Source organism: Siphonobacter curvatus (assembly GCF_002943425.1).
Classification (GTDB): domain Bacteria; phylum Bacteroidota; class Bacteroidia; order Cytophagales; family Spirosomataceae; genus Siphonobacter; species Siphonobacter curvatus.
Window position 1 is genome coordinate 25,075 of record NZ_PTRA01000005.1, and the last position, 22,980, is coordinate 48,054.

A 22,980-nucleotide genomic window follows, 5' to 3' on the forward strand; every position below is an offset into this window, starting at 1 on the left:
ATCATGCGTTGGGTAAGGTACGGAAATTGACCTGTTTACCCAAAACTCCGGATTGCTTTCTCCCCTATGAACACCTAAGCACGCCCCATGCGGCGTTCGAGTTCCTGCAACTGCGGCAGATACTGCTTTTCGATAACGTGAAGTTCTTCCTGACAGTACTGGCGGGCTAACTCCCAGACGGCCGTAGCAAAAAGCATTTTGTCTTTGTAATTCTGCTCGTCGCTCAGCTTGGGATCGAACGAAAAGGGTACGGTTTTCTTGGCCTGCTCAAAGAGTTCCATCCGCAAACCGGGACGTATGGCTAGGAATGCTTGAATGACTTCGTACTGCCGTTCGTACCAGCGATTTTTCCACTGATTGTATTCGTCCTGCCAGTTCTTTTCTTCTTTTGGAGCCTGCGGTTTCGGTGCAGGGGCCGCGGGTTGGCCCGTAGCAAATAGGGAAGGCGACAGAATCAGCGTATTGAGATACCCCCCAATATTCTGAATGGGTGAGTTTTTCTTGCGAGCCTGTTTTAGAGTCGTTTGAATACTGGTCCGGATGTGTTCAATGGGAGCTTTCTCCAGCCACTGCCAGACGGTTTGCTCGGAAACGTAAGCACTGACCAGTGGGAAAATTTCATCAAAGTGTGATACTTCCACGGCCGAACCCTCTTCTTCCGGTACGGGTTCCTGAACCGGAGCCCGTTTTAATTTTAATACCGGCGGTACCGCTCCCTGACTCGTATCGTTTTTGCTAATGTTGTAAAAGCGAATGGCCACTACCGCGTTTGACTTTAACTTGAATGGGAGTTCGTAGGGATAGTTCTTGGCCTGTACGCCTTCGTAATCAAACCGGATGTCGGTATACTTCTGCAAATCCTCCTTGGCCTTCTCCAGAACCCGGTCGCGAAAGTGCCCATAAAGCTTGTACTCCTCCTCCATGCCGAGCATCGCTTTGAGTTCCTGTAATTCAATCGTCCGCTCCCCCAGTTTTTCGTACTGCTTGAGCAATTCGTAAATCCGTACGGTATAGGGACTCGACAGGTCGAGAATATTCGCCATCTCGTATACCAGATACCGCTCCTTGAGTTCAATCAGAAAGGGCTTTAGATCGGGATGAAAGGAAACCTTCAGGTACACCCGATCGTCGTCCAGACGTTTCGACTGAATGATTTTACGCTGTACGTCATCTGGCGTTTTAATACCACCAATAATGGGCGTTTCCAGCGTTTCGTAGACGCCATCAGTTTTGACCTTTAGCTTGATGATTTTACTCATCAGGCCGCGGGCTCCTTCTTTGAGATCTTCGTAGGTACGACCGTCCTTGCGTAAGCCAAAATCCTGAATGACATCCCGGAAAAAAATCTTATACTCTTTGAAGTCGCGGTCTTCCCAGTCAATCATGGAAATCATCTTGGCAAATACCCGCGTTTCCCAAATGGTGAATTTATAATGGGCTTCTACCAGAGCGTTTGACTTCCGGATCAGAACTACGGTATTATTTCGCTTCTTTTTACGGGTATTCTTACGAGGATTAAGCTTTTTCTCCACTAGGCATTCGATTTAAAGGCAGCTTTCTGAACGATTTTGTGCATACACTAACCAACTATCACAAATTCCACGCTTCCAAGGTACGAAACAAACGTGATTTCTGTGATAGTTTTACGTGCATTTTGTGATAGTTTGGTGTGAAATCTGTGATAGTTGTACGTGGAATCTGTGATAGTTTCTCAAGTTATCCACAAATAATTCATTGAATATCAATTACTTACAAGTGTTTTTTTTGCCGGAAATACTATTAAAATATAATATAAAAACATCAAACAAGGAATTGATGATGATTTTCGTAATTTTTTGATGAAAAGAAAAAAGCTGTGAGTAAGGCTGATGGACTTAAGAGAAGACCTAAAAACAAAGGAGATTAAAGTGATTAGCTAAAAGTTCCGGCGTGCGGGCACGTGCATTTTGTGATAGTTTGCCGGTATTCAATGGATTTCATGCGATGAAAAGAGGTACAATTGCTGTTAATGTATTCATTATTAGGTTAAAAACATGCACGGAGGCTACTAGTGAAAAGTCATTTTGAAAAACTATCACAATTTGTGAATAGTAAATGGATCTCTATGAATCCCCCATTTCGATCAAACTCCTAAATGGGCCGAACGTTTTGCAATCTCACAAACTATCACAGATTGTTTGGGTATAGTTCTGATAAACAGCTAGTTACTGCATTTGCTTTCTCTTCTTACCATGGATTTTAAATGGATTTATAGTTGTATTCAACTATCACAAATTGTTTTTATAAAGCCTTGATTCATAGGGACAAACTGGTAGAAAAGGGTCAATATTTCTTCAACACAGCTATACATACGGTATACCATAACTATCACAAATTGTTTGTATAAATCATTGATAGACAGATAATTAAAAGGTTTATGCCGTCTATACACCCGTTTAATTGGCGAGATGATGATAAAGATGAAAGTGTCGCAAATTGTGATAGTTTTTTAATAGAGGTGGCTCATAAGACCAAAGTGACACGCTGTCACTTTGGTCTTATCAACGAAAGGTTCCTGACTAACTGATAATTAGGACATTCATTGAATACAGGAGCTATTCACTATAGTAATCGAATTACGATAACTGCAAATAAAACTATCACAATTTGTGAACGAATACTATTGGTTTTCAAATGATTACGTTAAAGGTTTGTGATAGTTGCGAGAAGTGCAGGCTATGATCTCTTTACGAAAAGTGTCACAAATTGTGATAGTTTATGCTTGTCCTGCTAACCAAAGGGACATGCTGTCCCTTTGGTTAGCAACCGTAATTGGAGCAATGAATAATAAACATTCCCCTGCCCTACCTACGGTCGTTAATGATACGCTGTAGCGATTATTCAGATGCAAAAGCTTCCACTAGTGGGTACGAAACGAAGTGTCACAAAAAAAGCAAAGTGACACGCTGTCACTTTGCTTTTTAATAATTCATCCAATGAGACTTGTTCTGATCAAAGTGACACGCTGTCACTTTGGTTGAGCAGTTGCTGATAGTGGTGCAATTGATCGAGTAGCTGCTGACAAGTTTCTTTAGTTAACGGACCTACTGCCAGGGTACGAATGGACTGCTGAAGCTGTTGTCGTTCGTCTTGCTGGAGACTGGGGCGAGCCGCAACTTCCATGACTTCTTCGGGAGTACTTAGTAAGTGAGTCGTTGCTGCTTTAGCAACCGCATTGATCGAAGCTTTCGGTAATTTCTGCTTCCCGGTCAGAACCGCGTTTTTCAAATCGGGCGTTAACTTTTCCAGTCCGGCCGCAAAGTCGCCGTCGCGTTTAATGGTCCGGCTACTTACGCCATATTCCTTGCCCAGTGCTGCGGATACGTTTTCATTTTCGGCAAACTGATTCCCACCCCGTGCGTTCTTCTGCTGTAAATAGCGTAAACCCCGCAGGTATGAAGCCTGCTCGGGACTCAGGTTCCGACGGCCTAACTGGTAATCAATCATGTAATCTTTTACTTCGGCCAGTGAAGTAAAATGTACCAGATTGATGCGAAAATCCAGGTGGTACCGCTGAGCGATGGCGTATCGGTTATGGCCGTCGATAAGAATGAAAACCGGCGTTGGCTGGTCACTTATTCCCGCCGTTGCAGCCGTGGTTTCCCAGATGGTCAGCGGATCCTTAATCCCGTGTTTAGTGATATTTTGTTCCAGCTGCTGGGATTCGTCCGCGGTGAGGGGCGGAATAAGATCTTTTAATTCCGGCAGAACGGTAATCTGACTTTTGATATGTTCCTCGGAAGACAGGAGTGAAGGTTTCAGATCGGTCGTCTTTTCCTTCATTAGGTTCATGAAGTCTTTTTTCGCCATATCAGTGTTCAATTAGTTCGGTAGCCAGCTGATTGTACTGCTGCCACGAAACCGACTTTGGGGAGTAACTATACAAGTCTTCTTTGGCTACCTGCGATTGTTTGATAACCGTGGAGACCTCAATGATGGAATTATAAATTGGGAAATTTTTATAGTTCTCCCGAATGTGAGCCATCATGCTTTTGTGAACGCTCTGGTTTTTGTGAACCATCGTGAAAACAATGCCCTTCACGGAAAGCGTTGGATTGATATAGGTACGGATTTCAGCGATCCGGTTGAAAAGACTTTCTACCCCATGGTACGCACTGGCTTCGGGTTGAATGGGTACAATGCAGGAATTGGAAGCCACCAGCGAACAGGTCGTACAAATGCCCAGGCTCGGTGGACAGTCAATGAGAATATAGTCAAACTTATCGCGGGCTTCTTCCAGCTTGAGAGCTAAGCGGCGGTCAGCACCAATGGCATTCGCCAGTTCAGATTCCTTATAAGCCATCCGAATGTCCGACGGCGTCAGGTACAGCGTCTCGGTAATTTGCAGCATGGGCAGGGGCGAGTTGTGCAGGAGAGCATCAATGATCTGCTCTTTGGGCTCGTGAATTCCAAAACACTGCGAAAGATTACCCTGAGAATCCATATCAATCAGTAGCACCCGGTTTCCGAGCAGACTCAGGGCCTTACCCAGATTAATGACCGTCGTGGTTTTGCCTACGCCACCTTTGTGGTTGACAATGGAAATGATTTGAGCTTTATCGAACAGGGTTTCCGAATAACCGTACTTACGCAGGGCTTCATCCAGAGCCTGCAGGTGTTTAACCGGAATGTCTTTCTGTTCAGAAAGAGCTTTATGAAGTGTTTTAGAAGGAATACCGGCTTCTTTTTCGATTTGAGAAAGGTTAAGAGCAGGTTTCGAACGTAGGAATCGAATCGCTTTTTCAGGCGTAAGCATAAGCTCAGGGATAAAATTTTCTCTTTGTCAAAAATAGAAAGAACTTTTTTTATCCCAAAAGAAAATGATTTTTCTTCCTAAGGGCACAAAAAATCCCTCTTCAGGGGTCAAGCTGAACGAGGGATTTTCTTAAGCTGCAAAAATTATGGCGTTTGTAAAGCCTTCTTCAGAGCTGTTTCATCGGTTAAATCCAGCCTTAGGGGTGTCATGGATACAAAGCCATTTTCAACGGCCCAGCGGTCCGTACCTTCATCCGCGGGCTCCAGCGGGGTAACGGTAAACCAGTAATGCTTCCGACCCAGGGGGTCTTGACCCGGAACAATGTAACCATCGTACTGGCGTACGGATTGCCGGGTCCAGCGAAGATCAGTCGGTTCGGGAGGAAAGTTTACGTTGGTTAAATTAACTTCCTTATCCGCCAGCAATAATTCAAGGGTTCGTCGTACGAAGGGTTCCAGGGCTTCAAAATCGGGTTCGGTCTTGCCCACGGGTGTACTGAGGGCAATGCCTTTAATGCCTAATAACACAGCTTGTTTGGCTGCTGCCAGCGTACCCGAGTGCCACATGCCATTACCTAAATTAGGACCCATGTTAATCCCGGATAGTACTACATCTACGTCCGTAAATAGGTGCGTACCCAGAGCTACGCAGTCGGCGGGCGTACCATTGACCCGGTGGGCCTGAATATGGTCCCCAAACGTAATGGGTGATTTTTTAAAACTCAATGGGCGGGAGTGCGTAACGGCATGGCCCATGGAAGATTGCTCGACATCCGGAGCAACCACGTATACTTCTCCAAATTCAGTAGCTACTTTCGCTAAGGCAGCAATGCCGGGGCTATAAATACCGTCGTCGTTGGTTACTAAGATTCGCATAATACATTCGATTGGTTGCGTATAGGGAATAACCGCTAGAAAACCGTTCAGAGGGAGATTGAGTAAGTTTGGGGTATCCGTTAGACAGAATTCAAAGAAGGCTTTTGATCAGCAAGGTTAATGAATTTGACTCATACGTCATCGGTTTGCCTTCGGGTATACTTTTAGTAGAAAATGACGCATGAAAAAGAAAGTACAACTCGTGCATAACCCGGCAGCGGGGGACGAAGAACACGAAGCTCAGGACCTAATTGCTTTACTACAAAAAGAAGGCTACGCCTGCGACTATACTTCAGCGAGTGAGGACATCTGGCCTTTACCCGACGCCGATACGGGACTCATTGCCGTGGTAGGAGGTGACGGTACCATCCGGCAGGTGGCCAAAGCACTCGTACAGGGAGCATGGGCAGACAGCCATTTACCTTTGGCCGTTATTCCCTGCGGAACGGCTAATAACATCGCCAAATCATTGGGGGTTTCGGCTCCAACCCGTCAGATCGTCCAATCCTGGAGCCAGTGCCAGCCGCAGCCTTTTGACATCGGCAGGGTAGAGGGCTTGCCCGAAGAAGCGTTCTTTATGGAAGCCTTCGGCTTTGGGTTGTTTCCTGATTTGATGGATACTATGAAAAAGCTCGATAAACCTGAGAATCCTTCCGATGAATTGACCTATGCCTTGGAGGTACTTCATGAGTTGATTCAAAAAGCGAAGCCCTGTCAGGCTCGGCTAACCATCGATGGAAAGGTTTACGAAGGAAGTTATCTTCTCATCGAAGTAATGAATATTCGCTCCATCGGTCCTAATCTGGCATTGGCTCCAGAAGCAGACTGGGGGGACGGAGCTTTTGAAGTGGTACTGGTTTCAGAGGAAGACCGAACGGTTCTAGCCCAGCATGTGCTCAACCAAAGCCACGGCATTCACGACGTTTTTTCTTTACCCAGCATCATGGGCCGAGAGATTCGCATTGAATGGGCACAGACGAACGCTCATTGTGATGACGAACGCATCGAAGCACCTGGCCCCGTGCAGATACAAATCCAGCCGGGCCGCTTACAGGTACTACGTTAACGGCCCGGCTACTCGAAGTAAGATAATCAGTATACAGGAGCCTGTTTGGGCTCTTTTTTCTGAAAACTGTAGATCAGATAGATCAGGGCGGGCAGGATCAATACACTGCCCAGCAATAAAGCAAGGCCCAAAGCCTGAATGGTTTTATCCTGCCCCCGGTGTTCGAGTAGGGAAAGGTACCCACCGCCTTTGAGTAGTACCAGGTTGGGAAAATGTCGGTAGGTAGCCACAAACAGAATCATCATGACCTGAAAGCCTGCCAGGAGACGGAGTACCGTTCCTTTTCCATGCAGGAGCAAATACCAGAGCAACACCAATGAAGCCGAGGCTGCCAGTACGCCCAAGAGACCCAGCGGATGACCGAACACCCAATCCATGAGCGGAATACCCTCCCAGTACGCCGCCAGGAAAACGAGTCCTCCGCAAACGACCGCCAGGATATTCATTCCTTTTACTTTGTCAACAAACTGCTGCCGCTCACTGGGCGTATCTGTTTCGCCCACCAGATAAACGGCTGCCAGAAAGCCACAAATGGCGACGGTAAACAAGCCCACGGCGATCGGAAAGGGGTGTAACCAGGAAAAGATATACGCATCGAGAAAGGTTCGGGCCTGCGGATCAATGTGACGCGATACGGTACTTCCCGCAATGATGCCGAGAAACAGCGGAGTAATGACGCTGGAAATGCCAAAAATCCGGTTGTAGAGGTGTTGCATGTCATCCACTACTGCGTCGTAATGCCGGAACGAAAAAGCAGTACCCCGGGCAATAATGCCTAACAGCATAATGGTCAGCGGAATATGCAAATGCACGGACATAGTCGCGTAGATGGCTGGAAAGCCTACAAACAGAATCACAATGGCAATGATGAGCCACATATGGTTGGCCTCCCAAATCGGACCGATGGCTCGGTAAAGCGTTTTGCGGGTCTGGGTTTTATTGGCCCGCGAGGTGAAGACTTCAATGATCCCCGCTCCAAAATCGGCTCCGCCCAGCAGCAGATAGAGCAGGAGGGAAGCCCAGAGAAAAATGATGACAACGGTAAGCATAGGCCTGAGAATTGTTAATGGTATTCCTTAACCCCCTGAGGACGATCGTAGAGCTGATCGACCATTTTAATTTGCCGATACAGCATAAAGACCACGACTCCAGCCAGGGACAGGTATACCGCCGTAAACAGATAGAACGAATACGCAATACCCGGCATGGGCGTTACGGCGTCGGCCGTACGCATAATGCCATAAATAATCCAGGGTTGGCGACCTACTTCTGTAACGGTCCAGCCCGCCTCTACGGCAATGAAACCGAGCGGAATGGCTACTACGAATAATTTGAGGAGCCAGGAACGGTCCGTTTTTTTCTTCCACAGGGCCCAGAGGTACAGCAGCGAAAGCAACAGCATAGCCATACCCAGCCCCACCATAATCTGAAAAGCATAATGCGTAATAGCCACGGGCGGATGAAAGGCTTTAGGAATCTGATCAAGGCCTTTTACTTCGGCGTCGAAATCGCCGTGGGCCAGAAAGCTCAGTCCGCCCGGAATTTTAATAGCGTAATTCACCCGTTCCGCATCGGCGTCCGGAATGCCGCCAATGACCAGTGCGGCCCTTTTCTCCGTACGAAAATGGGCTTCCATCGCAGCGAGCTTGGCGGGTTGCCGCTGGGCTACATCCTTGGCCGAATGGTCGCCACTCAGGGGCTGTAGGATCGCTGCCAGGCAAGCAAATAGAGCCGCGATTTTGAAGGCTTTTCGGTGAAAATCAACATTTTTATTCTTCAGAATCATTAAGGCATGAACGCCCGCTACGGCAAATCCCGTTGCGGCAAAGGCGGCTATAGACATGTGCAGGGCCTGCGAAAACCAGGCTTTGTTGAACATGGCCTGAATGGGATCAACATTCAGGTATTGACCGTTAACAAAGTCAAATCCCGCCGGACTGTTCATCCAGGCATTGGCTGCTACGACCAGAATACCCGAAGTTAAACCACTGATTCCTACCACAACGCCCGTTACCCAGTGAAACCAGGGATTAAACCGACCCCAGCCGTACAGGTAAAAACCCAGGGCAATGGCTTCGATAAAGAAAGCAGTACCTTCCAGGGAAAAGGGCATGCCGAAAATGGGCCCGGCGTGTTTCATGAAAGTAGGCCAGAGTAGGCCCAGTTCGAAAGAGAGAACCGTACCCGATACGGCTCCAACCGCAAAGAAAATGGCCACGCCCTTGCTCCAGGCTTTCGTTACATTCTGGTAGACCATGGCATTCGTCTTCAACCATAGGTAGTGGGAAACGGCCATAAAAAAGGGCATAACCATGCCAATACAGGAGAAGACGATGTGGAACCCCAGGGAAAGGGCCATCTGAGAGCGGGCAGCTAGAAAATCATCCATGAGTAGTCAGTGTTGATGCGTGAACCCTTGCTGCAAAGCTCTTAGGTATTACCTGGAAATGAATGATTTTTTTTCAATTTATGGGGAGTACCTCTTGGGGATTCAGGTGATACGAGGCGTATCCAGAGCCTGTACCCATTCGCTGTGCATGCAAACCGGGCAGACGTGATAAGAGTCTTTTGGTATGAGTTTCTCCACCTGTCCACAGAACGTACAGGCGTAGGTACCCGATTGAGAAATACGTTCGGTTTTCTGAAGAAACAATCCGGGTAAAATGGGAAGACCCATGCGGACTTCATCATCGGCGTAATAAAATACGCTTACCTGTCCGTTGGGTTCGATGTAGGCCCGGCGAATTTGGCCCAGGTGTTCAATACCGTGCAAGCGTAATTCCATCAGAAATTCATCCTGTCCAACGTCTTCTTTGTCAAAATTCTGAATGGAGAACTGGCCGCTTTCAATAATTAGAATCGGTCGACCCTCCAGGAGTTCCTCTACTTTTCGTGATTTCGCCGCCATCCGGGTAATGAGTCGGTATGCCAGTAGAATGACTACAAAAACGACCAGGGGAGGTAATAGACCAATATCATGGTAAAACATGGGATCACCCGCCGCCGACCCTAGGCCAATCACCAGCACCAGTTCGATGATAGAAAGCTGCTGTACGGCCCGTTTACCAGTCAGCCGCATTGTCACTACGATCACGATAAACATGAGCAAGGTTCGCAGCGTTACCTCCAGCAGAAATTGACCCGGCAAATCACCGAGCAGGATGCGGGACCAATCCTGAATATCGTAGTCGTCCATTCTGCGTTGAGTAAAGATAAAGCTTAGGCTTTCAAATAAATCTGAAAAGTCGATCCCTGATTTTCTTGACTATGAGCGAGAATCCGGCCTCCGTGGTTTTCGACGATGTTACGAACAATCGTCAGGCCCAAACCCGTACCGGTATACGTGTTCCGGGAGTGGAGGCGTTGGAAGGCTTCAAAAATTTTCTCCTGATACTGCTCATTAAAACCAATACCATTATCAGATACCTCAATCCGGTAAAACGAATCGGCCCGGTCCCGCAGGTAAATCTGGGGACCCTGAGAACGAATGTGGATGACGGGGCGAACACCTGGGGCAATGTACTTCAGAGCATTCGAAAGCAGGTTCTGAAATAATTGCCGCATTTGCCAGGCATTCGCCTGAATGTGGGGCAGGGGATCGATGGTGATAAGAGCCTCCTGTTGGCGAATGGGTACTTCCAGATCCGAGCAGACTTCCGTCAGAATTTGGTTCAAATCAACGGCCTCGAAAGTCGTCGATTCGTTACTTAGCTGAGCGAACGTGAGCAGATCATTAATGAGTGAACCCATTCGGTCGGTAGCCGACTGCATTTTGTCAATTAATTCGGTTCCTTTGCCCAAATTAGCTTGGTACTGGGTAGCTAGTAAATGACCAAAGTGCCTGATTTTTCGCAGTGGTTCCTGCAAATCATGACTGGCGATGGAAGCAAACTGCTCTAGGGCTTCATTCGATTGCTTAAGCTGTTGCTGATTACGTTGACTCTGGGTAATGTTGGTAAAGGTAATGGTAATCTGATCAGGCCCCTGGGCCACGGCCGATACATCAAACCACGCTTCCAATCCGTTGCTATCCCGGTAGTACTGAATAGCATGTTCCGGCTGACCGGTTTCGGCCACCCGGGCATACATATCGAATAAACCCGATTCTTTATTTCCCGGAAAAACGCTCATCAGCGTTTTTCCCGTGATGTCCTGCGGTTTCAGATACAGATCCCGTTCCACCGTTGCATTGGCATTTTCCATCAGAAAATCCGTAATCAGCTCCGGAGTATCTGGTTGCTGCCGAAGAGCTTTCATGGAAATGATACTATTGGGCGAAGCATCCAGAATAGACTGTAGTCGTTGGATGGCATCGGGTACTTCCCAGAAGGTGCAGAGCATTTGCGTACCGACCATCTCCAGGGTGGCGTCGAGGCAAAGTTCGGGGCGAATTTGTAGACGCTGCTGAACAGGTTGTCGGGTATGAATGACCTGCGGACAAACATTCAGGAAAAACGGATCGGGTACGTAAGCTCGGAATGAAGTTTCTGCAGTGGATTGTAACAGATTCCGGCCGGTTTCATTAAGAAAAACGATCCGAAGGTCCATGAGCTGTTCCGCCGCGTATAGCGGTTCAAGCAAAGCGACTCCCGGCGAAGAAACCGGAATTCCCAGGGAATCATTAGCTTCTGAAGTTATATCAATCTGGAGTGATTTCATCAGTCACAAACAATGCTACTCGAAATTTTCTAAAAAAATCGTACTCATTCAACCTGTAATCTACTTGTAGGCGGCTAGTTAAGTCTTTTTAAGGAAATCATCCAAACCTCAATGGACCTTCGTATTTTTGAGTTTTGACACTCCTTACCTACATGGCTACGACTAAGCCTTCGGCAGCACTGACGTTCATCTTCATTACCCTTTTGATTGACGTTACCGGACTGGGAATCATTATTCCGGTATTTCCCAAACTCATTGAAGAGCTCATTCAGGGCAATATCAGTCAAGCCTCACTGTACGGTGGCTGGCTGACCTTTGCCTATGCCATTATGCAATTTCTCTGTGCTCCCGTACTCGGAGGGCTGAGTGATCACTTTGGCCGACGGCCTGTACTACTAGCGTCCTTGTTGGGTTTTGGACTTGACTACATCCTGCAAGGCTTTGCTCCTTCCATTGGCTGGCTGTTTGTGGGTCGTATTCTGGCCGGCGTTACCGGAGCCAGCTTCACTACCGCTAGTGCCTACATCGCCGACGTGAGTACGCCCGAAAAACGGGCTCAGAACTTTGGGCTAGTCGGTGCGGCCTTCGGTGCCGGATTTATTCTGGGACCGGCATTGGGTGGATTGCTAGGAAGTTTGGGGTCGCGGGTACCCTTTTTCGTCGCCGCAGCACTGTCGCTGATTAACTGCCTGTACGGTTATTTTGTTTTACCCGAATCTTTGGCTCCGGAAAACCGACGCGTTTTTGACTGGAAACGGGCCAATCCGGTGAGTTCGCTGCTTAACCTGCGGCGGTACCCGATCATTTTGAGCCTGACGGCCTCACTGGTATGTATCTACATTGCCGGGCACGCTACCCAGAGTACCTGGACGTACTTTACCATGGAAAAATTCCAGTGGACGGAAAAATGGGTTGGCCTTTCACTGGCCTGTATTGGTCTGTGCGTGGGTATTGTACAGGCGGGTGTGATCCGACTGATCACGCCGCGAATTGGCCCCCGCCGTTCAGTATACGTGGGGCTGTTTTGTACCATTATCGGCTTTATCTGCTTTGCCTTTGCTTCGCGAGGATGGATGATGTTCGTTTTTACCATTCCCTATGCCCTTGGCGGAATCGCCGGACCTTCGTTACAGGGAATTATTTCAAGTCAGGTACCGGCCAATGAACAGGGTGAACTCCAAGGGGCTCTGACAAGTCTAGTGAGCGTCACTTCCATTATTGGGCCTCCGTTTATGACGAGTCTGTTTTCGTACTTTACGCAGGCGTCGGCACCCGTCTATTTTCCGGGGGCTCCGTTTATCGCGGGTGCCATTTTTGCTTTGTTCAGCGTGATTTTTGCCATACGAACGTTACAGAAAACCGATGTTATCGTACCACCGAAGCCGTATGATCAAGAATAACCCGTAGTAATTCTTCGGGTTTGAAGGGTTTCAGGACGATGTCGTTCAGTCCCGAAGCTTTCACTTTTTCCGAAATCTCGGGAATCAGGTTAGCCGTCAGAGCAATAATGGGGAGCGTATAGCCGCCTTGCCGTAACTGTCGGCTGGCTTCGTAACCATCCATGATGGGCATTTGCAGGTCCATGAGAATCAGCATTGGTTGCTCCGTTTTGACTTTTTGTAAAGCTTCTTCTCCCTGGGTCGCCGTCACGACTTCAGCTCCCCAGCGTTTCAAAATGCCACGAGCCGCAAGAATATTCATGGGCTGATCATCAACCAGCAGGATTTTTAGCCCTCGTAAGGGATGTTCGTCCACGACAGCCACTGGACTAGTTTCGAGGGGTTTGTCAGCTTTAGCGAAGCGTTGACGAAAGTAAAAACGGGAGCCATGGCCTGGCGTACTGCTCAATTGCAGGGGCACGCCCTGCAATTCGAGTAGATGTTTACAAATGGCCAGCCCCAAGCCAGTACCGCCAAAGCTACGCGTCATGGAGGAGTCGGCCTGGGTAAAGCGTTCAAAAATGAGCTGCTGTTTTTCAGTGTCTATGCCAATCCCCGTATCTTCTATCGAAAATTCCAGCCAGATTTCCGTATCCGATTGTTCAAGTACGCGAATGCCAAGTCCTACCCAGCCGCTTTCAGTAAATTTAAGGGCATTGTGCACCAAATTGGTAAGCACCTGCGAGGTACGGGTGGGATCCCCTACAACGAGCGTTTGTAGGGCTGCATCTGCTTCAACTTTTAATTCCAGCTGCTTTTCTGCCGCATAAGGCCGATAACTGGCTACGATGTTTCGGGCCATCTGCACCGGATCAAAGGGGATGGCTTCGAAAACAATTTTTCCCGCCTCAATTTTATTAAAATCCAGGATATCGTTGATGATGTTGAGCAGATTATTCGCCGAAAAAAGCATCACATCCAGATGCTGCTGCTGATCGGTGCGGGGACGTTCGCCCAGTAGCAGGTGCGTCATACCAATGATGGAATTCAGCGGCGTCCGGATTTCGTGACTCATGGTACTGAGGAAATCACTCTTCACCCGTAAGCCTTCCTCCGCCTGAAGCCGAGCTTGTTTCAATGTAAAGGCGAAGCGAAAGGAAAGAATGAGCGATTGCAGCAAAAAGAAACAGAGATAGCCTACAAACAGCAGTTGTTTCTCAGGGGTAGTCAGCCCAAAATACCGCAGGTTGATAACGGTAAATACGATCATCAATACGCCAGTGCTCATCAGGGCATAATAAGCTCCTAAACGCCGATGCCGGGCCGCTTGTGAATACACGTAAAAGGCATAGGCAATGTAGAGAAACATCAAAACCAGAAAGGGATTGATGAGTTGGGTGAAGATCAGGGGTGAACTCAGCAGGGTAATGAGAACAAACAACAAACAAATCCCGGTCATGCCCCGGATAATGACCCGATGCGTATCGAGCGGGTAGAGAGCCTGGGTGTACTGCGTAAAAAAGGCGATACCCAGAAACAGCGACAAGTACTCCAGATGAAGCATAAAGCTCCAGGATCCATTCGGAAATAAATCATGGATTTCGTACAAATCCGTACCGACAATGCGGTAACTGTAACAAAACGCAAACAGAGCAAAGTATAAAATGGCCCGATCGTGTTGACCAAACCTGAATAGGCCCAGAAACAGTAAGCCACCCATGAGCAGAAATCCCGTTAATAACCAATCAATGGCTTTGACCTGGCGGTATTCTGGCAGAAGCTTCTGGGCATCACCCATTTGAATTTCCTGATAGGTTCCGCCCTTGGAATGATGAAAGTTCGCTACTTGTAGTAAAAGTCGTAGCGTATCGCTGGTTTGACGGGGTAGCAGCTGACACTGAGAAGTCCAGAACGGTACGGTGGTCGCCCGGCTCGTGCCCGGCTGCCCGCTATTCATAAGTTCCTCGTCATTGACGAACAATCGGAATGAACTGTAACAATCGCCCATGAACAAGGCCAACGGAGGATGCCCGGCAGGCAATAGTACAGTCAATTCATAGGTAGCGTAACCCTGGCCGGTTAAAGGTTTGCCCTGCCAGTGAGATTGATTGAATAAACTGGGGAAAGGCGTGTATTCGGTACGGGAAGCGGCTTGCCCGGGCTTCCGCAGTTGTGCCCAAGTCCACTTCCATTCACCGTTCAGGGCAACTTGCGACTGTTCAAGGGGGGTATGCCGAAGGTCGAGTATACCTTTGACGGCTTTCGGCTGAGCATAGACATTAGGCAAGAAAAAGGCCAGTATCCATAGCAGCAAGTAACTTTTTTTTTTCATGACAGAAGATCTGCCGGGTGGCGGAATAGCAATGATGGTGCGGTGGAATTTTTCCGACTTCTCATAATACAGCTGCGGAAAGGGTTTTCGTACCGATTCGTAGAAGATAAGATGGAGTGGGATAAACAGTAAATATACTATAAAAAAGGCTAATAAGCTGGAATATGTAACCAAATGATAAGGCGAGTGTATACGGATTTTTGTCCGGGTTCAGCGGAATCCTCCTAACTTCGGGACTTTCAAATCAGATCTTTACGTTTGAAGCTATGACTCTTTCCCTAGAAGTATTGAACGAAGTGATCCGTTCGCGTCGCAGTATTTTCCCGCCCAGCTATACCGATGAGGAAATTTCGGTGAAGGATCTGGAGATGATTCTGGAGAACGCCAATTTCGCTCCCACGCACCGACTAACCGAACCCTGGCGTTTTACGATTTTCCGGGGAAATGGTTTAACCAAACTCGCTGATTTTCTGGGCGAAACGTACCGTTCGCAAACAACCCCCGAAAATTTTTCGGAAGCCAAATACGAAGGTACGCGTTCGAAAGCCCTCAAATCGGCTGCTGTCATCGCCATTGTGATGGAAGTACACCCCGAAAAAGTACCCGAGTGGGAAGAATTGGCCGCCGTAGCCTGTGCGGTGCAGAATATATGGTTAACCATAACGGCGATGGGGTTAGGCGGCTATTGGAGCACGCCGGGTAATCTGGCCGCCCTGGGAACCTTCCTGAATCTACCGGAAAATCAGAAGTGCGTCGGTCTCTTTTACCTGGGCCACCATGCCGCCCCGAGCAAACCAGCCGTCCGTAAACCGATTATGGATAAGCTGACCTGGATTGAAGATTAACAAACCCCGCCCTTTGTCTGACGAGCTTGGACAAAGGGCTTTTCTTAACCTCTATGCTACGATCGCTTCTATTCACGTTACTAGCCATACCTCCCTTCTTACTGAACGCACAGTCTACGTTCCGCCTAAATGGCAAAGTAGACGCGTTGAAAAATGGCGATACAGTCTTTTTAATTTACGATAAGGGGAATCAGCAAAGCGTAGATTCCAGTCGGGTACAGGACGGGCGGTTTACCTTCGAAGGAACGATTGATTACCCCGTTTTTTCAGGACTGTATCTGCACAAGAATCCCTATCAAAGTAAGTTGGCAGCGGGGGAAAAAATGGATTACCTGCGGTTTTATTTGGAACCGGTTACCATGCAATTGCAAGCAAAGGATTCCCTGAAACATATCCGTATTCAGGGTTCGCCGAGTAATACCTTACACCAGGAGCTGCAAAGTCAGTTGAAAGCCAACGATGAAACCTTTCAGCGTTTTGTTCGGCAAACTCAGGCCCTGCCGCCAGAGAAGCTGAAAGATAAAACCATCTACGACAGCCTGCTGAATCGGGAGCAGGAGCTATTGCGGGAATCCTATGAAATTCATCTGGCCTTTGCCGACAAACATCCCGACGCTTACCTCAGCCTGATTAGCTTATCCCACGTGGCCGCTCAACCGGGCATGACGGAACGGGCGGGTAAAGTCTATCAGAAAATACCGGAAACGCTCAGGCGAACGCCGCTGGGTAGGGATATTCCCATGCAATTGGCAGCCCCCACACGCACCCAGGTGGGTAGTACGGCCCCCGATTTTGAGCAGCCTACACCCGAAGGCAAGGCCGTCAAGGTATCGGATTTTAAAAATCAATACGTGTTAATCGATTTTTGGGCCAGTTGGTGTGGTCCCTGTCGGCAGGAAAATCCGCAAATTGTCAAGGCTTATCAGACCTACAAAGCCAAAGGCTTTGCGATCCTGGGCGTATCCCTCGATTTTCCGGGTCAGAAAAAAGCCTGGCTAAAAGCCATTGAGAAAGATCAGCTTACCTGGACCCAGGTTTCGGATTTAAAGGGCTGGGAAAACGCAGCGGCCAAGCAGTACGGGATCAGGTCCATTCCCGCTAATTTTCTGATTGATCCTTCGGGTAAAATCATTGCCCGGGATCTACGGGGAGAGGATCTGCAACGGGAATTGGGTCAAATTTTTGCGAATAAATGACCTGACAGAAACGAATGGATTTGTGTCAGGTCATTGCTCATTACTTCAGCCGCAGGGGTAAGCCGGATACCATAAAAATTGCTTCCTCCGCCTGACGGGCCACGTATTGATTCGCCCAGCCCTGCAAATCCGTGAACTGCCGTCCAAGCGGCGTATCGGCGTGGAGGCCCATGCCAATTTCGTTGGAAATAATCAGTAACGTAGCCGGAGTCTCTACCAAAGCATCCACCTCGGCCTGAAACGCTGCCAGTGTCCGGTCCAGATCGTTTTCGTGAGCCATAAATAGGTTGGTGAGCCAGAGCGTGACGCAGTCGATGACGACGACCCGACCGGGTAAGGGAAGGGTAGCCAGATCTTTTTCGGCTTCAAACGTCGTCCATTCCGGACCGCGTTCCCGCCGGTGCCGATTCACCCGTCCGGCGAAATCTTCGTCCCAGATTTTCGCCGTAGCCACGTACACCGGCGACTCCGAAAGAGCGAGAGCCCGCTCCTGAGCGTAGCGACTTTTGCCGCTCCGGGCTCCACCCGAGATGTAAATGATCATTCGGGTTTCTTAAAGCGTTTGTACAGAAAGAGTTGCCATTTTTCTTCGGCGACTCCGGCTTTATCCATTTCAGCCCGGGCTAGTGTAAAAAACAGATCGGACAGGCGGTTGATGTAGGCCGGAATGGCCTCGTGGACGGTATCGGTTTTGATGAGTGAAACCAGTCGCCGCTCACCCCGCCGCATCTGCGTACGAATCATGTGACAGAGGGCTGAAATCTCGTTTCCACCGGGCAAGAGGAAGTAGTCGGAAGGGGAGGTCATGGCCGCTTCCAGGTCATCAATCCAGGTTTCGCAAAACTCGGCTCCGTCTTCGGGAAGCGGGTTCGTGTTGATTTTTTTCGCGTCGGAAGGACGGGCCAGGTGCGACATCATGTCCATCAGATCCTTCTGAATTTTGTGCAGATTGGTCTGCCATTCGTGCTCAGTCCCGAGCTTCACGCGTAACAGTCCAATCGTTGAGTTAACCTCATCCAGCGTACCGATGCACTCCACGCGGACGTTATCTTTGGCGACGCGACTACCGCCGAACAAACCCGTCGTTCCTTTGTCGCCTTTTTTGGTGTAAATTTTCATAAGATGAGTTATCGGCCCTTGAGCCGTTTGGAAAGTTCTTCAAGTAATGCCTGGATGGAAGTGACCGCAACGGCTCCATCAATCAGCCAGCGATCGGACTGTACCTCCACGGAAAGGGCAGCCCCAGGCTCCGTGCGGTAGCCTTCCCGCCACAAGGCCCGCCGGGTCCAGAACAACGAACCGGCTTCGCCCGTCAGTTGTACGGCAGGGCCCGTAGGGGAGGGGTACAGCTGGAAAGTCCCCGTAAGACGATCAAACACAAAACCAGTAGCCGTAAAGGCCCTCTCAAACGCACCGTTGAGAACCAAATCTTCGGGGACACCCTGAGCAAAACGGCCGTTGGTTCCCATGAGCCATAACTGGTCGGCGGCCTGCAGGGCCAGATCCAGTTCGTGCGTGGAAAGCAGAATGGCCTTTCCCGTTTGCCGGGCCAGCTCGTGTAGCAGTCGCATCAACTCCACCCGACTCGGTAAATCCAGGTGAGCGGTGGGTTCATCCAGCAAAATCAGATCGGTATCCTGAGCCAGTGCCCGGGCGAGCATGACCTTCTGCCGTTCGCCATCGCTAAGCTGGGAGATGCGTCGATCGGCAAAGGCCGTGGTTCCCGTCAATTCCAAGGCCCAGTCCACCTTACGCTGATCTTCCGCAGTCAGACTGCCCAACCAATTGGTGTACGGCGTGCGGCCCAGAGCTACCAGTTCGCGAACCCGTAGGTGTCCGGATTCGACGCGTTCGGTCAGGACCAGACTGAGTTTTCGGGCCAGATCAGTAGGAGCGAGGCTGGCTAGTACCTGCCCGTTCAGGTGAATTTCGCCACTTAAGGCCGCCTGTAAACCCGAAAGGGTTCGCATCAACGTCGATTTGCCCGCTCCGTTGGGACCCAGCAAACCGACCAACTGACCCGGCTGCAAGCTCAGATTGAGAGGCCCAGCAACGGATTTCGTTGGGTAACCAATCCGCAGGTCATGGGTCGTTAGTAGCGGCTGGCTCATACAAAAACGGATTTATGACGACTGACAAGCATCCAGATCACCACCGGAGCCCCCAGTAAGGACGTCACTACATTGATGGGTAAGATCGATTGCGTACCGGGAAGCTGGGCAATGCTGTCGCATAATAACATCAACAGACTACCTATGAGGCCATTCGCCGGAATGAGAATGCGGTGATTAGAGGTGCCCAGCAACGAACGGGTCAGGTGCGGTACGGCAATGCCAATGAACCCAATCGGACCGCAAAACGCGGTGATACTGCCCGTAAGCAGACTTGTACTGGCAATAATCAGGGTGCGGGCCCGCCGAACGGTCAGCCCCATACTACGGGCGTAGGCCTCTCCCAGCAGTAAAGCATTTAGTGCTTTGGAAGAGGCAAAGGCTAGAACCAGTCCCAGCAGGACCACGCCGGAGAGCACGTACAGGTGTGACCCGAGTACGCCACCCAGCGAACCAAAGGTCCAGAGTAAATATTCCTGAATCTGTTCGGGCTGACTGAAATACTGCCAGATACTAATGACGGAAAAGGTAATCGTGCCGACCATTACCCCGACCAGCAACAGAACCACATGGTCGCGGAGTCGTCCGGCAATGAGCAGGACCAGTCCCAGTACCAGAGCAGAACCCAGCGAAGCCATGCCCACAATTAGCCAGCTCCCGGAAAGCCCCAGTTGTCGGATGGCGTATAGACTGGTAACGCTCCCACTACCCAGCATCACCGCCGCCACGCCCAGACCCGCCCCGGCGGTAATACCCAGTTCGGAGGGGCCAGCCAGCGGATTGCGAAAAAGCGTTTGCATTTGCAGCCCACTCACGGATAATCCCCAGCCGACCAGCACGGCGGTACAGGCCTTGGGAATACGAATTTTTTCAACGATAAATAGCCAAGCCGTCTGTTCGGATTCATGGTGAAGTACGATACGTACCACTTCTCGAAGCGGAATGGCTACGGAACCCAGGGTAAGGTTCACCAGAAAACCAACTACCGTTGCTGCCAGGAGTAAACCCAGCACGAGTCGCAGGCGTGGTGTCATTGGAGTTGTTTGTAATAATACAGTTCGTAATCGGGCAGGAGTTCGGGATGCAGAATTTTAATCAGATCGCCCAGTACCCGCTCCGGATGAACAGCTCCCGATTCCCAGTAATCGTTTGATCCCCGGGCGTTGGTTCGCTTGCTGTAGTTATACAACTGGCCGGTTTTGAAGGCTTTAAAATCTCCGTAACGGGCGTCTCGGGCCAGGATGTCTTTTTTCGTATCTCGTCCGCTGATGCCTACATTCAACCAGTAATCGGCCTGTAGTCCAATGGGATACACGGCCTCGAAGTTAAGCGGCAAACTGCCCGTGGCCCGGGTGGCATTCCAGTGGTAAGTAGCTCCGGCATCGCGGAAAAACTGAGCCATGTAACTATTGCCATTGGGTACAAACCAGGAATCTTTATAGCTGGTACCGGTGATGATACTGGGCCGTGTTTTGACCGAACGGGTCAGGGATTTGAGTCGATTGTATTCCTTTTCTACGGCGGCAAATCGCTGATTCACCTGTTCTTCCTGATTAAGTAACGCCGCCAGCAGCTTCACCCATTCGGCCCGGCCCAGCGGTGTCGTTTCGACCCACTCGGAGTTGATCAGTACAGGTACTCCGGCGGCATTGAGCGTCTGGTAGCGATCCATGCGGGCATTGGGTTGCCCCACGGCCATTACCAGATCGGGGTGCATGGCGACCAGCGTTTCTTCGTTGAGCGTCTGATCTTTGCCCACCTGCGTAATTTTCTTTTCGTTGATACGAGCAATGACTTTTTCGGAAGATACGTACTTGAGATCGCCCAGTCCTACCAGAATAGCTTCGGCGTCAAGAAAACTAACCAGTCCAATATGCATGGACGACATTGCCACCAGCGAACGCAGAGGAATCTCAATGAGCTGACTATTCTCGTACCCTTTCGGGCGGGGCGTACCGCGTTGCAGGAGAACGTAGGTCGCCGTATCCGTGCTCTTTTCAAAGGGACTCATAATCTGTACCACTTTATAATGCGAGCGGTAGGTAATCCGAAAACCTTTGGCGTGTTTGATCTGGACTTTCTCGGGAAAGTAGTCGTGTTTAACGGCCGCTTCGCCCTGTTCAGCAACGGAAGAGGTGGAACTACACTGGCTCAGTAAACCCAGCGTGAAGGCTGCCACTACCAACAGTGAAGCCCATTGCCGCATACATTTCTGCGGAAAAGTAAACAAAGGATGCATCATGATTCGTACGAGCTTTTCTTCCGAAAGCTGTCGGGGGTTAACCACTCAGGCAGGTCTTCTGACTCGTTCTCTTCCCAACCCCTTCCCATACCCAAGAGGGTACAGTGGCGTATCTTGTTAGGAAATGTTGGGAGTTTAGGGTTTTGAGTTTAGTGTTTGGAGTATTCTCAACAACTCAGAACGCTAAACGCAACACTCAAAACTCTTGCAGAACTTACAGCAGCGGAGACTGTTCCGGAATTGCACCGGATTCCCTTTTCAAACCGTCGCCTCACGACGGTTACCTGGATGGGGCCGCAAAACTACGAAGAAATTGTCGGGTCACTAACACGAAGCTTGCCTGATTGACAAAAACCGGACTCCGGGATAAAATCAGGTAGCGATCCTTTTTCCAGTATACTTTCCACAAAAGCCACGCGTTCAGCCACAGAAACCTGGGGAAGTACGATCAGCTGATAGCCCAGCGACTGATACACCTCCGATAGAGTTTCGTACAGCCGTGTGGCTTCGGCAAAGGTCTGCCAGCGTTCGGCGTCGTTGACGTAAATTTCTTTCCAGGGCGGAGCCATCAGCACCCAGGGAGCGTAAGGGTATTGGCGGGCCACCTGTATCCACTCTGGTTCCACCGGAATGTTGCCCACCCGTAGATACGCCAGAATATCAGGAATGCCCCGGTCGAAAAACGTCAGCGGTCCCTGAGCTTGTTGATAGGCCCTTTGCATTCGTTCCAAAGCCAGCCCGGCAAAACCGCTCAGATCGTTCCAGGGAACCCGCTTGGAATCCAGCTGTACCTGTTCCTGAATCAGGAGTCGCGATACTTCGGCTGAAGTAGAATACCCCCGGTCCTGTAATGCTTCAAGTAAGGTACTCTTACCGGCTCCGGGTCCTCCTGAGATGATGATTCGCTGCATTGCCTAAAGTTTGACCCACAAAAATACCGATTCTGATGGTCAGACCAACCGGATGCTAAAAGTGGATTTGGCAATACTAGGCAGTAATCGGATAAGTCATACGAATCAGCAAACTATAGATCTGTGCCGTTCCTACTCCAATCGGATAGGCCTTGTCTTACCTTACGATAATGTTTTTTTGTATTTTTTTATAAAAAACTAGAACTAATGGAGTATGTCAACAAGGGTAATTGCATAGGAGCATCAAACGCATGCCTGATGTTGTAAAGCGTCCTTGAAGAAATTAGTCACCCCATTTCTTCACTAAAACTTTTTCATCAGATTGCTTCCCGCTTACGCTTTTAGGTACGGCGGGTTTTCAATAAGTACAAATCTGTTCATCGTGTTCACCGCCAAAACTAACTAGATGGAATCACTTCAGATGCACTACTTCCGCCCTTCCTGCTTCATTCCTCGTTAGGAAATAACGCTACAGGAGAAAGCCGCTTAGCCACTGCTTTTCTCATGCTCTCTTGTTCACCCCAAACATTGTACATAAGCATGGGTATGTACACCACATGTCAATAACA

At 49.4% G+C, this 22,980-nt stretch carries 19 protein-coding genes and 1 riboswitch; of the genes, 4 read left to right on the forward strand and 15 right to left on the reverse strand.

Annotated elements, in window-relative coordinates; genetic code table 11:
- Positions 1 to 74: 74 nt before the first annotated feature.
- The 4 genes from C5O19_RS20260 to surE all read right to left on the reverse strand — a co-directional run bounded on the left by C5O19_RS20260 (position 75) and on the right by surE (position 5,670).
- Entirely contained in the window at positions 75 to 1,532 is a 1,458-nt protein-coding gene (locus C5O19_RS20260) for a replication initiation protein (RefSeq protein ID WP_165796080.1), read from the reverse strand.
- A gap of 1,459 nt (positions 1,533 to 2,991) precedes the next feature.
- Positions 2,992 to 3,822: a ParB N-terminal domain-containing protein gene (locus C5O19_RS20265; RefSeq protein ID WP_243406462.1), complete on the reverse strand. Its 831-nt coding sequence runs from the start codon at positions 3,820 to 3,822 to the stop codon at positions 2,992 to 2,994.
- 28 nt (positions 3,823 to 3,850) lie between these two features.
- A complete protein-coding gene (locus C5O19_RS20270) occupies positions 3,851 to 4,795 on the reverse strand; it encodes a ParA family protein (protein WP_102203024.1) in 945 nt (314 codons plus the stop codon).
- 143 nt (positions 4,796 to 4,938) lie between these two features.
- Positions 4,939 to 5,670 carry a 5'/3'-nucleotidase SurE gene (gene surE / locus C5O19_RS20275; protein WP_104715217.1) on the reverse strand — a complete coding sequence of 244 codons (732 nt, stop codon included), beginning with the start codon at positions 5,668 to 5,670 and terminating at the stop codon, positions 4,939 to 4,941.
- A gap of 181 nt (positions 5,671 to 5,851) precedes the next feature.
- Here surE and C5O19_RS20280 point away from each other — a divergent pair, with 181 nt between their 5' ends.
- Positions 5,852 to 6,736: a diacylglycerol/lipid kinase family protein gene (locus C5O19_RS20280; protein WP_104715218.1), complete on the forward strand. Its 885-nt coding sequence runs from the start codon at positions 5,852 to 5,854 to the stop codon at positions 6,734 to 6,736.
- A 26-nt stretch (positions 6,737 to 6,762) separates the two neighbouring features.
- On the opposite strand, the gene C5O19_RS20285 is transcribed toward C5O19_RS20280, so the two are convergent.
- The 4 genes from C5O19_RS20285 to C5O19_RS20300 all read right to left on the reverse strand — a co-directional run bounded on the left by C5O19_RS20285 (position 6,763) and on the right by C5O19_RS20300 (position 11,395).
- Complete coding sequence (locus C5O19_RS20285) at positions 6,763 to 7,785, reverse strand: cytochrome d ubiquinol oxidase subunit II (RefSeq protein WP_104715219.1); 1,023 nt, start codon at positions 7,783 to 7,785, stop codon at positions 6,763 to 6,765.
- A gap of 14 nt (positions 7,786 to 7,799) precedes the next feature.
- Positions 7,800 to 9,125, reverse strand: a complete 1,326-nt coding sequence (locus C5O19_RS20290) for a cytochrome ubiquinol oxidase subunit I (RefSeq protein ID WP_104715220.1) — start codon at positions 9,123 to 9,125, stop codon at positions 7,800 to 7,802.
- Positions 9,126 to 9,227: 102 nt separating this feature from the next.
- On the reverse strand, positions 9,228 to 9,932 hold the full coding sequence (locus tag C5O19_RS20295; RefSeq protein WP_104715221.1) for a DUF421 domain-containing protein: 705 nt from the start codon (positions 9,930 to 9,932) through the stop codon (positions 9,228 to 9,230).
- 23 nt (positions 9,933 to 9,955) lie between these two features.
- A complete protein-coding gene (locus C5O19_RS20300) occupies positions 9,956 to 11,395 on the reverse strand; it encodes a PAS domain-containing sensor histidine kinase (protein ID WP_104715222.1) in 1,440 nt (479 codons plus the stop codon).
- Between the two features lie 152 nt (positions 11,396 to 11,547).
- Here C5O19_RS20300 and C5O19_RS20305 point away from each other — a divergent pair, with 152 nt between their 5' ends.
- Entirely contained in the window at positions 11,548 to 12,795 is a 1,248-nt protein-coding gene (locus tag C5O19_RS20305) for a TCR/Tet family MFS transporter (protein ID WP_104715456.1), read from the forward strand.
- On the opposite strand, the gene C5O19_RS20310 is transcribed toward C5O19_RS20305, so the two are convergent.
- On the reverse strand, positions 12,761 to 15,106 hold the full coding sequence (locus C5O19_RS20310; protein ID WP_133163409.1) for a response regulator: 2,346 nt from the start codon (positions 15,104 to 15,106) through the stop codon (positions 12,761 to 12,763). The two genes, C5O19_RS20305 and C5O19_RS20310, sit on opposite strands and share 35 nt — an antisense overlap.
- Positions 15,107 to 15,372: 266 nt before the next feature.
- Here C5O19_RS20310 and C5O19_RS20315 point away from each other — a divergent pair, with 266 nt between their 5' ends.
- Both C5O19_RS20315 and C5O19_RS20320 read left to right on the forward strand, forming a co-directional pair.
- A complete protein-coding gene (locus C5O19_RS20315) occupies positions 15,373 to 15,951 on the forward strand; it encodes a nitroreductase family protein (protein WP_104715457.1) in 579 nt (192 codons plus the stop codon).
- Positions 15,952 to 16,004: 53 nt separating this feature from the next.
- Positions 16,005 to 17,147 (forward strand): TlpA disulfide reductase family protein, encoded by a 1,143-nt coding sequence (locus C5O19_RS20320; RefSeq protein ID WP_104715224.1) that lies wholly within the window; start codon positions 16,005 to 16,007, stop codon positions 17,145 to 17,147.
- Positions 17,148 to 17,187: 40 nt separating this feature from the next.
- Here the strand turns inward: C5O19_RS20320 and C5O19_RS20325 are convergent, their stop codons facing one another.
- The 6 genes from C5O19_RS20325 to C5O19_RS20350 form a co-directional block, all read right to left on the reverse strand.
- Positions 17,188 to 17,691, reverse strand: a complete 504-nt coding sequence (locus tag C5O19_RS20325) for a bifunctional adenosylcobinamide kinase/adenosylcobinamide-phosphate guanylyltransferase (protein ID WP_104715225.1) — start codon at positions 17,689 to 17,691, stop codon at positions 17,188 to 17,190.
- Entirely contained in the window at positions 17,688 to 18,266 is a 579-nt protein-coding gene (locus C5O19_RS20330) for a cob(I)yrinic acid a,c-diamide adenosyltransferase (protein ID WP_104715226.1), read from the reverse strand. Before C5O19_RS20330 ends, C5O19_RS20325 begins: the two co-directional genes overlap by 4 nt.
- An 8-nt stretch (positions 18,267 to 18,274) precedes the next feature.
- Positions 18,275 to 19,258 (reverse strand): ABC transporter ATP-binding protein, encoded by a 984-nt coding sequence (locus tag C5O19_RS20335; RefSeq protein ID WP_104715227.1) that lies wholly within the window; start codon positions 19,256 to 19,258, stop codon positions 18,275 to 18,277.
- Entirely contained in the window at positions 19,255 to 20,292 is a 1,038-nt protein-coding gene (locus C5O19_RS20340; RefSeq protein ID WP_104715228.1) for an iron ABC transporter permease, read from the reverse strand. Before C5O19_RS20340 ends, C5O19_RS20335 begins: the two co-directional genes overlap by 4 nt.
- Positions 20,289 to 21,500, reverse strand: coding sequence for an ABC transporter substrate-binding protein (locus C5O19_RS20345; protein ID WP_243406463.1), 1,212 nt, complete (start codon positions 21,498 to 21,500; stop codon positions 20,289 to 20,291). The genes C5O19_RS20340 and C5O19_RS20345 overlap by 4 nt, the downstream gene beginning before the upstream one ends.
- A gap of 31 nt (positions 21,501 to 21,531) precedes the next feature.
- A riboswitch (cobalamin riboswitch) is annotated at positions 21,532 to 21,803 on the reverse strand.
- The gene (locus C5O19_RS20350) at positions 21,803 to 22,411 is read right to left on the reverse strand and encodes an AAA family ATPase (protein ID WP_104715229.1); all 609 of its coding nucleotides are present in this window, start codon (positions 22,409 to 22,411) and stop codon (positions 21,803 to 21,805) included. (Overlaps the previous riboswitch by 1 nt.)
- Positions 22,412 to 22,980 lie beyond the last annotated feature (569 nt).

What these genes read in the sequence shown, in the direction of transcription:
- C5O19_RS20265 (WP_243406462.1), bottom strand. Translation starts at nt 3,822, where the DNA reads ATGAAGGAAAAGACGACCGATCTGAAACCTTCACTCCTGTCTTCCGAG.
- C5O19_RS20270 (WP_102203024.1), bottom strand. Translation starts at nt 4,795, where the DNA reads ATGCTTACGCCTGAAAAAGCGATTCGATTCCTACGTTCGAAACCTGCT.
- surE (WP_104715217.1), bottom strand. Translation starts at nt 5,670, where the DNA reads ATGCGAATCTTAGTAACCAACGACGACGGTATTTATAGCCCCGGCATT.
- C5O19_RS20280 (WP_104715218.1), top strand. Translation starts at nt 5,852, where the DNA reads ATGAAAAAGAAAGTACAACTCGTGCATAACCCGGCAGCGGGGGACGAA.
- C5O19_RS20285 (WP_104715219.1), bottom strand. Translation starts at nt 7,785, where the DNA reads ATGCTTACCGTTGTCATCATTTTTCTCTGGGCTTCCCTCCTGCTCTAT.
- C5O19_RS20290 (WP_104715220.1), bottom strand. Translation starts at nt 9,125, where the DNA reads ATGGATGATTTTCTAGCTGCCCGCTCTCAGATGGCCCTTTCCCTGGGG.
- C5O19_RS20295 (WP_104715221.1), bottom strand. Translation starts at nt 9,932, where the DNA reads ATGGACGACTACGATATTCAGGATTGGTCCCGCATCCTGCTCGGTGAT.
- C5O19_RS20300 (WP_104715222.1), bottom strand. Translation starts at nt 11,395, where the DNA reads ATGAAATCACTCCAGATTGATATAACTTCAGAAGCTAATGATTCCCTG.
- C5O19_RS20305 (WP_104715456.1), top strand. Translation starts at nt 11,548, where the DNA reads ATGGCTACGACTAAGCCTTCGGCAGCACTGACGTTCATCTTCATTACC.
- C5O19_RS20310 (WP_133163409.1), bottom strand. Translation starts at nt 15,106, where the DNA reads ATGAAAAAAAAAAGTTACTTGCTGCTATGGATACTGGCCTTTTTCTTG.
- C5O19_RS20315 (WP_104715457.1), top strand. Translation starts at nt 15,373, where the DNA reads ATGACTCTTTCCCTAGAAGTATTGAACGAAGTGATCCGTTCGCGTCGC.
- C5O19_RS20320 (WP_104715224.1), top strand. Translation starts at nt 16,005, where the DNA reads ATGCTACGATCGCTTCTATTCACGTTACTAGCCATACCTCCCTTCTTA.
- C5O19_RS20325 (WP_104715225.1), bottom strand. Translation starts at nt 17,691, where the DNA reads ATGATCATTTACATCTCGGGTGGAGCCCGGAGCGGCAAAAGTCGCTAC.
- C5O19_RS20330 (WP_104715226.1), bottom strand. Translation starts at nt 18,266, where the DNA reads ATGAAAATTTACACCAAAAAAGGCGACAAAGGAACGACGGGTTTGTTC.
- C5O19_RS20335 (WP_104715227.1), bottom strand. Translation starts at nt 19,258, where the DNA reads ATGAGCCAGCCGCTACTAACGACCCATGACCTGCGGATTGGTTACCCA.
- C5O19_RS20340 (WP_104715228.1), bottom strand. Translation starts at nt 20,292, where the DNA reads ATGACACCACGCCTGCGACTCGTGCTGGGTTTACTCCTGGCAGCAACG.
- C5O19_RS20345 (WP_243406463.1), bottom strand. Translation starts at nt 21,500, where the DNA reads ATGATGCATCCTTTGTTTACTTTTCCGCAGAAATGTATGCGGCAATGG.
- C5O19_RS20350 (WP_104715229.1), bottom strand. Translation starts at nt 22,411, where the DNA reads ATGCAGCGAATCATCATCTCAGGAGGACCCGGAGCCGGTAAGAGTACC.